The 13,937-nt window shown below is 37.6% G+C and carries 7 protein-coding genes; 2 read left to right on the top strand and 5 right to left on the bottom strand.

Going from position 1 to position 13,937, the window contains the following annotated elements; genetic code table 11:
• Positions 1-547: 547 nt before the first annotated feature.
• From OM074_RS13540 to OM074_RS13530, 3 genes are read right to left on the bottom strand one after another with little or no spacing between them, the layout of a single operon-like run.
• Positions 548-2,224, bottom strand: coding sequence for a RagB/SusD family nutrient uptake outer membrane protein (locus OM074_RS13540; protein ID WP_301200289.1), 1,677 nt, complete (start codon positions 2,222-2,224; stop codon positions 548-550).
• 38 nt (positions 2,225-2,262) lie between these two features.
• Entirely contained in the window at positions 2,263-5,388 is a 3,126-nt protein-coding gene (locus OM074_RS13535) for a SusC/RagA family TonB-linked outer membrane protein (RefSeq protein ID WP_301200287.1), read from the bottom strand.
• A 36-nt stretch (positions 5,389-5,424) separates the two neighbouring features.
• Positions 5,425-6,939: a hypothetical protein gene (locus OM074_RS13530; RefSeq protein ID WP_301200285.1), complete on the bottom strand. Its 1,515-nt coding sequence runs from the start codon at positions 6,937-6,939 to the stop codon at positions 5,425-5,427.
• A 296-nt stretch (positions 6,940-7,235) separates the two neighbouring features.
• Between OM074_RS13530 and OM074_RS13525 the strand changes: the two genes are divergently transcribed.
• Positions 7,236-7,985 carry a DUF6250 domain-containing protein gene (locus OM074_RS13525; RefSeq protein WP_301200283.1) on the top strand — a complete coding sequence of 250 codons (750 nt, stop codon included), beginning with the start codon at positions 7,236-7,238 and terminating at the stop codon, positions 7,983-7,985.
• 130 nt (positions 7,986-8,115) lie between these two features.
• Positions 8,116-9,654, top strand: a complete 1,539-nt coding sequence (locus OM074_RS13520) for a sulfatase family protein (RefSeq protein WP_301200281.1) — start codon at positions 8,116-8,118, stop codon at positions 9,652-9,654.
• A 169-nt stretch (positions 9,655-9,823) separates the two neighbouring features.
• Here the strand turns inward: OM074_RS13520 and OM074_RS13515 are convergent, their stop codons facing one another.
• Positions 9,824-10,780 (bottom strand): substrate-binding domain-containing protein, encoded by a 957-nt coding sequence (locus tag OM074_RS13515; RefSeq protein ID WP_301200279.1) that lies wholly within the window; start codon positions 10,778-10,780, stop codon positions 9,824-9,826.
• A 67-nt stretch (positions 10,781-10,847) separates the two neighbouring features.
• Positions 10,848-13,901: a chondroitinase family polysaccharide lyase gene (locus OM074_RS13510; protein ID WP_301200277.1), complete on the bottom strand. Its 3,054-nt coding sequence runs from the start codon at positions 13,899-13,901 to the stop codon at positions 10,848-10,850.
• Positions 13,902-13,937: the final 36 nt, after the last annotated feature.

The raw sequence follows: 13,937 nt of genomic DNA, 5'->3' as shown, positions 1-13,937 counted from the left end.
CATTGAGTATAATGAAGAGAATTTATGGATATTAATTATTAACCTGTCCTTACAGGACGCTGATTTACATATCCAATACACCCCAGGTGATACCTGGGGCTAGGTTGAAGGGTGCTTTCAGCACGATTTGATTCCAGTCTGTTTTGCAACTATCATAACAAAAATTTCTTTTTAAACACTTGAGGATTTTATACTAAGATTATGATAGTTCCCATCTCGCTTTGGTGTAACATTTATTCCGCTTTGTTTTGATAGCCTGACAAGCTGTTTTGGTAGTGTAACAGACTGTTTTGATAGCTTAACAGGCATTTTATAGCGCATAACAGTCATTATTACGGCTCCCCGGATCATTTTACCCTACCTAACAGGGTATTTTTTTAACCTAACAGTGTTTTTAAGTCACCTAACAGGCATTTCACCCTGCGTAACATACCTATTTTATCTATCCTGGGAAGGATTTACCGGCCCTGCACATTTAATATGCTGTAAAAACAAAAACCGGAAGCAAAATGCCTCCGGTTTTTGGGGTTGTTAACGGTAATAAATACTACCAGTTATCCTTCTGGTTTAACAAGTTATTAATACTAACTTCTTGTAAAGGATATGGTAAAGTATTATGCTTAGTTTCATCATAATTCAATCCTGCGCGCAGGTAGCTCACGCTCTGTTCATTTTTAGGATCAAAATCAGGATCACCCTGTATAGTGGCATTCAATAAGGTTAACCTTTCTCCCAGGATCCCCCATCTGATTAAATCCTGTTTTCTAAGTCCTTCGAAACAAAGCTCACGCATTCTTTCATCCTGAATTTCTTTAAGAAAAGCCTCTTTAGAAGCTACCACATTAGGATCAGCCACTTCGATATTTTCCAATCCGGCACGGTTACGTACTTTATTTAAACATTCAATGGCTTTTGCGGTAGGCATACCCTCAACTTCATTGGCTGCCTCGGCATACATTAGCAACACATCAGAGTAGCGCAAAACCGGAAAGTTAATTCCTGTATAGTTTTTATTTGGAGATGTAACAGGTTCAAGAATGACATACGATTCCAGTGCACCACTTGCCACCTTTATATTTAAATCGTCCCAATTGGTAGGCTCCCATCTGCGATATTTGGTAGGACAATACTGTCCGCTCATTGTTGATGTTACCGCTAGTGCATCGCCATTAGAGTAACGGTACCCGGCAAGGTTCCACTGTAAACGAGCATCCTCATCATTATAAACATTTTTAACCATTGGAGAGGCATTTAGCATAGCATAACCAAATGGATAACCTTCACCACCATAGTTCCATGAAATTCCGTTGATATTTCCAATTTTACCATCCACCTGAAGACCTAGGTCACGCAGGTTTGTATATGAAATATCAAATAAAGACTCTTCCAGGTTATTAGTATTCTGGATATAACTTAAAAACATGTTTTTGTACCCATTGTTATCTGCATCAACGGTAAGCTGGTGCCAGTCATCTATAATAACAGAATCGCAATGCGCCCGGGCTTTATCATATTTTTCAGTATCTAACAATGGATAACCTGCCATTCTCAAATAAGTACGTGCCAACAAGCCATGGGCTGCCATTTTATTTGCATGTCCCGGAGTATAATCCGAATCTTTTGAATGTGGCAAATTCTCATAGGCATAGGTAAAATCTTCAATTATCTGATTATAAACATCCACCTGCGATGAAGCGGCCACATGGTTCGAGGATTGATCGGTTGAATAGGTTAACCTCAAAGGCACGTCCCCAAACCAGCTCACTAAATGAAGATAGGATAAGGCACGCATAAATTTTGCTTCAGCAATGTATTTTTTATACTGATCTTCTTCAAAAGCATTTTCATCCAACTTCATTATAAACATGTTAGATGCATTGATACAACCGTATAGCTGACTCCAGAACTTCTCTACATATAAATCGGCAGCTGTATGGCGGTATAAACCAACAGTCCAGCTTTCATTATACCTTCGGTTATAGTATCCCTCATCAGTTCCCGAATCAAAAACTGCAGGTAAATCGGACCCATACACACTGGTGCTGGCTATATAGGCATAAATACCTGCAATACCCATCTGCGCTTCAATATCGCTTGAGTAAAACTCATCCACTTTCCAATACGAATCCGGAGATTTATCGAGAATATCAGAACAAGCCATACCTGTAAAAACAAGTACACATAACAAAATCCTGTTTATATATTCAAATTTTATATTTCTCATCTTAAGTAACTTTTATATTACAATATTTTTATTTATCATTAAAATGTTACCTCAACTCCACCCGAAAAGATTGAACTTTGAGGATAAGCAGAGTAATCTAAATGAGGAGTAAGTGCTCCATATTTTCCAACCGAAACATCAGGATCATATCCCGAATAGTTTGTCCATGTTACTAAATTCTGTCCCGAAACATAAACACGGCACTTTTTCAATCCCAGTTTAGTAAGCAGTGTTTCAGGAAGTGTATATCCCAGCGATACTGTTTTTAGTTTAAGATAAGTACCATCTTCTATGTAACGATCATCCACATTGTTTCCTTTAGGGGCCTTACCATAAACGGTTTGATAACGAATGGTATTTACATCGGTATTTGTGTTGTTTGGTGTCCACAAATTAGCCAGTCCAACCAATCCACTGTTTGTTCTAGCCTGGGGCTGTTCAAATTCAATTCTATTTGCATTCAGGATATCATGCCCTACAGACCATTGAAAGAATACCTGACAATCAAAGTTTTTCCACTGAAAGTCATTGGTTAAACCTCCAAAATGATCCGGATGCGGATCTCCAATTATCACCCTGTCCTGCTCATTAATGGTTCCATCACCGTTTTGATCTTTAAACATGATACTTCCCGGTGCTACAGGACGAGCCCCATTATCAGCAACGCCCTCTTTCAGATCATAGGTTTGTGTTTTATTGTCCCAAACAAAATCCTCATACTGGTACAAACGCTCATATTCCAGTCCGTAAATCATTCCCACAGGCTCGCCCACCTTTGTAATGTACTGATATTCGTTATAACTACTGGCCCAATCCGGATTAGTATAAATAGCATCCTGACCTCTGTTTAGTTTAATGGTTTTGTTTTTATTAAACGAGATATTAAAAGAGGTTGCCCATTTAAAATTTTTGGTTTTCACATTAACCGTATTTAAACTCAACTCCAGCCCTTGGTTTTCAACCTCGCCCACATTTTGCTGAACCCTGTTAAAGCCTGTACTAAGTGCCATCTCTGCATTCAACAACAAATCATCGGTATTTTTTTTATAGTAATCAACCACAGCCTGAATACGCTGGTTAAAAAATCCCATATCAATACCCACATTCACCTGAGCTGTTGTTTCCCACCTTAAATCCGGCACTCCCATATTACTTTGGTATGCTCCGGGGATGTATTGCTCATTAAACGTATATCCACTTGACGAACTCACATTTAAAAGGTTAAATGCAGCAAAATCACCAATCCTGTTGTTTCCTGTCAATCCCCAGCCTCCTCGTAGTTTGAGGTTAGAGAAAATGCCCATGTTCCTGATAAAGTCTTCTTCACCCATTCTCCATGCTGCAGAAAACGAAGGGAAATATCCCCAACGGTTATCCTTGTTGAATTTTGACGATCCATCAGCCCTAAAGTTTGCGGTTAACAAATAACGTTGCTTGTAGCTGTAGTTAACACGTCCAAAATACGACAACAGACTGTTACCCGATTTAGATGTTTCCGGAATAGTTGGTGCGGTACCAATACTAATTTTATCAATACCAAAAGCATCAGTAGGAAGTTGCGTATTTTTCAATTTACTATATTCCGAAACCCTGTCCTGGATTTCGATACCTGCCAACGCGCCAACCTTATGTACCTTTTTATATGTTTTATTAAAATTTAAAGTATTTGAAGTAGATAAGGTTTGATAACGCCTGTTAATAACCGAACCATTGATGCCATCGTTCCCTCTGGTTCCTTCACGGGTATCTTTACCATAAAACAAAGTTTCTCTTCGGTTATCAACCTGATACACCCCACTCATCCTTAACGATAGAGTTTTTGTTAATTTATAGTTTAAAAACGCATCGGTTCTTATTACTTCCTGTCTTCTTTGCCTATCGGTATTGGTTAAAGTCTGAACCGGGTTAAAACGCAAGTCGTTTGGATCGTTTAAATCAACCCCTCCAACCAAACCATCACTCACCAAAGGCTCTACCGGGCGAAAAGTAATAGCATCTTTAATAATACTTGTATAGTTATTACCTGCAATATTAATACCTTCGCGGTTGTTGTACGAATACTGAAGGTTACCGCCAACCTGTGCCTTATCATTTAATTTATGTGTAAACTTCAATCGGTTATTTATCTTTTTAAAACCGGTATTAATTAAAGTACCTTCCTGATTTAAAAACTCTCCTGAATAATATAGGGTTGTAGTTTTATTACCAGTACTTAATGATAGATTATAGTTTTGAATGGTAGATGTTTGAAATATTTCATCCTGCCAACTGGTTCCTTTAACATCGCGATACATCTCCGGATCAATCCAGTGTTTAATAAAATGGCCTACATTTTCTGAAGGATTATATCCATCTTTGGCATAAGCCACTTCTTTTTGATACTTAACATACTCATAGGGAGATAAAACTTCTAAACGGGTAGGAATCCATTGTAAACCAGAAGAAGCATTAACTGAAATATCTGTTCTACCATCCGTACGTCCGCTTTTTGTAGTAATTATAATTACCCCATTGGCCCCTCTCGATCCATAAATTGCTGTTGCTGATGCATCTTTTAATACATCAAAGCTCTTAATATCACTTGAGCTGATACTGGCCGGATCAAAATCTTCCAACGGAATATTATCAACCACATATAATGGGGAATTATCACCTGTAATCGAGTTTCCTCCACGAATTACAATATTCAACCCTTCTCCGGGTGTACCATCGGCAGATGATACCTGCACCCCGGCTACACGACCTGCCAAAGCCTGGTCGTAATTTGCGGTTGGTGACTTTACTAAATCAACTGGTGAAACTTTGGCCACAGCACCTGTTAAATCACGCTTTTTGGTGGTTCCATATCCAACAGCCACCACTTCGTTAAGCCCAATTGATTCCGATTGCAGTGTAATTATAAAATGGCTTTGTTCTGCAACTTTTTTCTCTACTGTTTTAAAGCTAATAAATGAAAACACAAGAATATCTTCTGATTTTACATTTTCGAGAACAAACTCACCATCAATATTAGTAATGGTTCCGGTGGTTGTATGCTTAATTACTACGTTTACACCAGGCAAAGGCATTCCGGCATCATCCAGCACTATACCTGTTATTTTTTCTTGTGCCATAGCCGATATGCCTATGCACAATAATATCATTATTGAAAATATATTTTTCATCTGTTTCTTTACTTAAATTGCTTAATGTATTTAGTCTTATTCCTGCGGAATTTCTGTGGCCTGGAATTGAACATCTGAAATATAGTAGCGCCCACCTCTACCAGTTGCACCGGATATTGCCCCTTCAAAATAAGATGCAAATTTAAATGCCAGCGTCAGGCTCTTTTCTTCTTTATACGATTCCAGATCGAGGATACATTTCACCCATTTGGCATCTGCATTTTGGGATGGATCCTTTAATCCATCAGGATTATCGCCTTGTTGGTCGCCCGGATAAGGAGTACCTGTAAATACATTTCCCGAATTATTTATTTCACAGCTCAATATATCATTAACCTGGGTCCATGTTGCATTTTCAACACTATTGGTATAATCAGCAGAAACATAAACTTCGAGGTCGGTAGGTGTACGGCCATCTTCCATATACTCCACGTATTGGTTTTTTACCCAGAATATAGCCGAAAGATCAAAACCCTGACTGTAAGTATATAGGTTTTGAGGGTTAATAACTACCCATGAATTATGAGGCAAGGATTGTCCCCCAACTACAATATTAGTCATAATTGATTTGGCTCCCGATGCACTTTCAGGCCTGTCATCTACAAGATTACAAGGTGAACCAGCCACCCATATTTTACTATCAGCCAAACCTCCGTCATCAATCACAAACTTTCTGTACCCATACAAAGTATTTTCGGCCTGCAATGTTGGATAAAAGAATTGTATTGTTTGAGGCTCTAATGCAACAGGAGTTTCGGAAACAACAATACCAAAGAATGCTTCTCCCTGAAACGAAATGCTTTCTTCACTAATATTACTGATCACGTTCACCTGGGGATAATAAGTTTTTGCTTCAGGGGATGATCCTGGTTTTATGGTAATCACTCCTGTTTCTGAATCTATTGAAAACACATCCAGATCGCTACCCAACTCAAACCTCACATCTTTATTCCCCATTTTAGTAAATGGCACAGTGGTTTGTTTTGAACCATCAAAAAGCAGATTCTGCATTAAAGGAACATACATCAAATCCTCAGCTAATGCAGGACCAACATTTAAATGAAACCCTCTCTCAAAAACGGTTTCCTGCCTGTTTTCAGAATCATCAGGAGAGGTAATTACCTTAATGTCGAAATAATAATCTCCATGGGTAAAAACATTACCGTCTGCAATAGTGATTGTTCCAGCTTCTTTATAGTTAACCGGATAAAGTACATCTTCATTGACAGGCTCATCGTAATCATCAACTTCTACCATCGCCTCAACTTCCGGATTCAAAATAGAAACATCTTTAAGGTATTCATCACCTAAAACAGTTCCATCTGCATCAGTCAGTTTTACGATTTCAAAATATGGAATATGCATACCTGTATTTACAGAAGGAGCAAAAGTTCTGATAGATTGACCTTCTCTGGCTCCTATAATATCCAAATATTCCAGTTCGACAGGTGGATCAAAAACCATCTCCGAATCTTCATTAAATGTGTCTTCATGGCACGCTAATAAAAAGCTTAACGTAATTACCATCGACAATAGTGTAAGTTTTTTCATTACTCTCACGATTTTCAAAATTTTATAATTTGACCAAACTGATTTTTCATTTACCGACACTCTATCGATTTGTAGAATATCGACATTACAAATGTATATTGCCCTGCCGGCAACGCTGTATCTTAAAGTTCATGAATGGTAAATTATAATTCATCCTGCATTATACAAACAAACCCTATTTAGCTATATTTCTGTAACTTATAGCACCCGTACAAATAAACACCTACCCTGAATCCTATGGAAACATCCTGAATAATAAAATATTTACTTTTAATCACATTTTAAAAATTAGGAACATGAATTCAGCAATTAATATCGTGGTTTTGCTTTTTCTGATTGTTACAACCTCTTGTAATATCAACACCAAAACTATACGTATTTATAATAACACACTCCGCTCATATATAATATACGAAGATAATTTTTATAATGATTTAGAGAATTGGAGTATTGAGCAAAAACCAGGTGGAACCGTAAGTATCATAAATAAAAAACTGGATATTAATGATGCTGACGGTTGTACAGTTTGGTTTAATAAAAAGCTTTGTGCACCCCTTATAATAGAATATGATGCCGTTGTAATTGATGATGGCGGTATAAATGACAGGGTATCTGATTTAAACTGCTTTTGGATGGCTAATGATATTCATGAACCTGAGGATTTTTTTAAAAGATCAGCCACTCGTGGAGGAATATTTCAAAACTACCACGACATGCAATTATATTATGTAGGCCTGGGTGGACACAACAATACAAAAACACGATTTAGAAGATATGCCGGGAAGGGGGAACGCCCTTGCTTGCCCGAACATGACTTAAATGACAGTATATATTTAATTACTCCAAATATTAAAAACAAAATCAGACTGGTTGTTTACAAAAAACACATACAATATTACCGTAACGATCAGTTAATATATGATGTTATTGACGAAAACCCTTATACCGAAGGTTATTTTGGTATACGTACCTATAAAAACCACATGACTGTAGATAATTTTAAGGTATATGGGTTGGTTGATAATTCCAATCAAGGATTAAAATAAACGTTCTACTCCACAGGAGTCGCACCTTCAAACCCTCACTCACATTGATAATTGACAAACTCTATACATTTTAATCAATATTTTAAGGTCAGCTATAATCTGACATATAGTAACAACTAAAACCATTACAATGAACCGGTATTTAAAAAAAACTTTGTATTCAGGCATCCTTGCTCTTCATATTATGAGCTGCCATACAATAAAAAAAGAGAACACAAACAAACAACCCAATGTACTTCTAATTATAACTGATGACCAGGGATATGGTGATTTTGGCGCCTATGGGGGAGCAAAAGATGCACATACTCCAAACTTAAACAAACTGGCATCAAATGGAGTTCGTTTTTCTGATGCCTACGTATCCATGTCGGTTTGCAGTCCTTCGCGAATGGCAATTTTAACAGGGCGACAACAACAACGCTGGGGGGTGTACAATTTTGGAGCCCGTTTTCCCCAAAGTGAAATTACTTTGGCCGAACAGCTAAAAGCCAAAGGTTACCATACGGGTATGGTAGGTAAATCGCATTACGGACCAACTTCAGGCCCGGGAGAACCGGAATTTCCTACTTCGCATGGCTTTGACTACTTTTTTGGTAAAGAAGGAGGCACTATGGATTACTTGCGCCATAAAGAAGAACACAGAAAAGGCTATAGCACTAAAATGGCTAACCATTTAGGAGTTGGGCCTTTTTGGGAAAACGATAAAAAAGTTGATATGGAAGGCTATTCCACTGATATTATCCTTGAAAAATCGCTACAGTACATTGATAACCACAAAAAAGACCCATTCTTTTTACTTGTGTCTTTTAATGCGGTGCACCTGTTTACCCATCAAATACCCGAAGCTGACTTAAAAGCGATGGGAATAGAAAAAGTACCGGACTGGGATCCTTCCACAGGAGATTGGGACCAATACCTGGAGTGGTATGTAAATACTGTGAAACCCAATACTCCACAAGGCAGGAAACGCTACCTATACCATTTATCCAAACTCGATAATGCTATTGGTCAACTATCTGCCAAACTCAAAAAAGAAGGTTTGGATGAGAATACCATAGTAATGTTTATTTCGGATAATGGAGGCTCTCCCCGAACTTATGCAGATAACACCCCATTAAAAGGAAATAAATATATTTTAGAAGAAGGGGGCATACGGGTTCCTTTTGTAATGAGCTGGCCCGGTAACATTAACCAGGGGCAAGTATATACAAAACCGGTTAGTGGTATGGATATTTTCCCAACCTTACATTCGGCGCTTGGAGTCGATCTTCCTGCAAACACACCTATTGATGGCGTTAACCTACTTCCATATTTAACAGGAGACAACAAGGCTAAACCTCATGAATGGCTTTTCTGGACCGGCTTTAGTTTAAAAGGCAAACCATATGAATACGATGATCCCAACAGCCCTTTGGCCCGTCACGACAAATCATACAATGGCGACAACACAGGTTGGGCAGTACGATATAAGAATTGGAAATTGAGATATTATGGCCGTTCTGATGAATACGCTTTGTTTGACATTAACAACGATATTTCTGAAACCAACAATATGGCAGCTCAACATCCGGAATTGGTTAAAGAAATGACACAGCAGTTTTTCAAATGGCACGAAACCATTAAAAAAGACCATAAGAATTATGAGCTTCCTGAAGCTAGTGAGTTTTAACCTGCCATTTACATTAAAAATACGGATTAAACCCTATACACCTGAGTTGCATAATTAATAACAGCCCCAGGTTACTGGTTATTCCGGCACAAAAAAGTCCCTCCAGAAAACAAATTCTGAAGGGACTTCTTTTATTAAACCTATTCAAACATCACGTAGATTATTTTCCTTATTCACTCATGATCAAATGATAATTTGACTTGTCAATAACAGAAGGTGAAAACAATTTAGCAGCAACGTTCTTTTGGCCATTAAATACAGATTGGTTTATATTTATTCCAGCCCCACCTTTTGTAAGCTCTAAAACCAAATCAACCAATCCATGTGCCAATTCTTTTACCGGCTTTATCACTGACATATTTATTTCATCATTTTTAAAGGATTGTATTAAGGTTTGCGAAAAATCCTGCGCTGTAATAATTGTAGCAGATGATTTAAATCCCACTTCCTCAATTGCATCTCTTGCTCCATATGCTAATGGGATATTGCAGGCTATAACAACATCTACAGGCTCGGCGATACCCATAAATACACGTTGCATATCATATTTAGCATTTTGATACGACCAATCCTCTATAAATGTATCGAACACTATGTTATATGGATTTCCTTTTGATTTTAGTGCACTAACAATACCCTCTTTAACAAAAACGGCATTTGCATCATTTGCATCTCCGCATAATAAAACAGCACTGCCATTCGGTTTCACCCTATATGTATAGTCAACCATTAACTCCCCAACATGTACATAATCAAAAGATAACAAGAAGTCTAAATCACAATTTTTAATCAACCTATCATACGCAATAATAGGAATCTCAGCCTCATTTGCTTTGCGAACAATACTAGCAGCAGTATTTTGATTTGCCGCAACAATAACCAAAACATCAACCTCTTTTTCAATCAGTTCTTTTGCCTGCTCATTCTGCAAATCAGGATTACCATCTGCATTTTTTACAATAACATGAATTCCTTTATCCTTACTATAATTTTCAATGTATTTTATATCAGCCTGCCATCGTGCATTCGACAAGGAATGGATAAGAAATCCCATCGTTACATCAGAATCTTTATTAGAACATGAAATTATACATAATGAGCATAGAAATAATAAAATCTCTTTCATAACGTCACATATTAAATTAGTAGCACAACTCACCGTACTATCGGTATCCTTATACTAGTAACCTTTCTTATTTCCGAACCAAGTCAACACTCTGTGTCATTCCATCTTTACACTTAAATGTAACTATGGTACTACCTTCGTTTGTAATTACTGTATTGATTTTTTGATCTGCACTATGCCAGGCTCCATTTAACTCAACCGTTAAATCAGTTTCCTGACTTTCACTTGATCTCCATGGGCGGGAATATATACTGCGCTCAACACGTTTGCCATCTTTATAAATCTCATCTGCAGAACCATTATATAATGCTAAATCAGGATTTGCCACATTAAGGGTTAAGCTTTCACCGTTTATTTTTGATATGGCCAAACAAGGTAAACTTGTATTCATGATTATTCCAACATTGTTTTCATCAGCAGCTTCAAAAAACACGTAAGCCATTTCGCTGGAACCTTCGTTATAAACTATATGCTTTTCTTTAGTCTGGCATAAAACTTTATAACCAGGATCAGAAGCTGCTTTCCTGATATTATCAGAGCTTGTACCAGGCAACACACAATAAGAGTAAGATGCATTTTGGGGTGCTTTACCATGATTTAAAACTGCAGATGCAAAATTACCCTTTGTTACTTTCTCACTGCTCTCATCTCGTGATTCCTGCAATCCCTGTTTAAAAAAGATATTGCCATAAGGAATTAAATAACCATTCCCTTTATTGTCCATCATCCAATTTTCAGCACCTTCAACCTCCAATTCCTTATCATGTAAAACAACACCATTTAACAACAGGGACGAATCTCCATCTGCCAAATTATTCTGAAACAAGGTGGTTTCTGTAGGTCGATCCTTATTATCATTTTCAATCCCTGAACCTAAACAAACAATCTTATCATCAAAAAAGAAATACGATTTCCGTGCTCTTAAACTCCCCTGGTATTTATCATGCTCATGAAGTATAAAAGCATAAATACCATTTTGGCTACCGGAAACCACACCACCGGCAAATGCTTCATCAGAGAATAACATCTCTTCATATCCTGAAAATTGATCAACATTCTTTATATCTGCGCGTAAATCCGCAACAGGCAAATTAATCACTGTGGTACCAGGAAATCGGTTCCAATCCCAACCTTGTTGTACAAAACCACTACTGTTAGCTGTAACCGGATTGCCAAAACCCATAATCTGCAACTGTCCATGTGCCAGATACCTTCCATAAAGGTTTGCTCCTATATAATGTTCTGCGGCCCATAAATATCGTGAATGCCCTCTTACTGATGCAACCCATTCACCCCTGCGGTGTATTGAAGAAGAGGCATAAGGCATCGAAATATGTCCCTGAGGAGTTGTTTCTGCTTTAATGCCTTGCTGTAAAAATTCATTAGTAAATGATGTTTTTTTACAATCTACTAACCTAAGATAAGCTGCTCCCAATTCATTATCAACTGTCTCATTTCCATCGGGAGAACCGGCTTTAGCCAAAATAGCAAAATGATCAGGCATTAACTTTCCTCTGCCTTCAGGATGGCGCCCGGACATAGTTGTTGGCCAGTGCAATTTATTACAGTAAAAGCGCATGGTTAACAATGCCTTTTTTAAATTACTATGAGCCTCCTTTGATACTTTAAATGACGTGCCACTCATAAAATATACCATTCGCACAGCACCTGTAAAACCTCCTGTAGCATAGGCCGGATAATTATTTGCATGATGATAAGCAGAGCCATCAATTTTAAAAGCATCATTTAGTCCTGGTGCCGGCATTAACCCATTATCAATCCATCGGGAAAAACATTTGAGGCACTGCACTTTTTGAGGACTGTTTTCCATGATCAGGATACTGGCCAACCTTCCCATCACCTGAGTATTAAAGGCATCCATATCCATTCCATAAATCTCGGGTTTATAAAACACTTCACCTACTGCTGCAAACCATTGCATTCCTTCCACAGCCTCTTGCAACCGCCCCTCGCTCCTCAACACATTCTTCATAATAAACAAAGCCCTATAATAGCTTCGCCAATTATAACCATAGTGGTGAATGGTTCCCAGACCACTTCCTGCAGCAAAACCCTGATCAACCATATGCTCATATAAATCCATAAACATACTATGCAATTGTTTCTTATGCCCTTCATCCTTAACATTTACATAAGCAGTGGCTACTTTTAGCATAAAGTCGAAATATGCATTCACATTTTGACCTCCTTTATCGTAAAACCCTTTAGCTTCTTTCCAGTCAATAAAGGGGATGTACAATTCAGCATTTCTTCCAAACCAAATGGGCAATCCACTAATCTGCGCTCCCTTTCGCTCAATATTATAATGCTGAAATTGCTTTGTCAGCTTCTCAATATATTTCCCATCAACTTTTTGTTTTTTCACAATATCATCATAAAACCGCTTTTCTATTGTTTTAAACGAAGCTATTTGCTCTTCAGTAATTACCTTTTCTGCTTCAATATCCGGAACTGCTTTACTAGCTTCCTGCTGGATGAGCCAACTATTAGTTGTGCCTTTATTCACAAATGGAACCTGATAATCAGGGGTATGATGCCTGCTATCAATATTATGACAAAGAAACATATGATCGATAAACAACTGTCCTTTATTTACACTTTCCGGTGTTTCTATCCTCATCATATTCATTGAACTTACGGGTTCCCCCTGCATATCTCTTTCAAAGGAGACCCAGGCAGCCCGCCAGCCCTTAAAATTTAATCCAAATGAAAAATGACAGTTATCCGATCCATCGGTACCAAAAACAAATTTAATATGATCATTTACAGGATTCTCATTATAAATCCACACAGCAAATGATGGAATAGCTTTATCCTCTCCTTCCGGATTAAAAGGTATAAATCCAATTGCTTTATTTAAAGTAATGCTACCAGCCTTTTTCCATGTCCAACACAATGAGTATGCTCCGTTTTTATAATGCTTATTGCTTAGAGATAAGTTATTGCCTTTGGTTTTACTCCATTTTTCCTGATTAAGCTCTTCAAACGACAATAGCTTTTCGTGCCTGAACTCCTGAGCACTTACTGTTTTGAAACATCCAGTATAAATTACTGAGATGATAAAAAAAACCAACAACTTTTTAAACTTATAATATTCCATTTTTTATTGCTTTATAATTATAGCTAAAAGTAGAGC

The organism is Plebeiibacterium marinum (assembly GCF_026013615.1).
Lineage (GTDB): Bacteria > Bacteroidota > Bacteroidia > Bacteroidales > Marinilabiliaceae > Saccharicrinis > Saccharicrinis marinus_A.
This window is presented reverse-complemented; position numbering and strand designations above follow the sequence as displayed.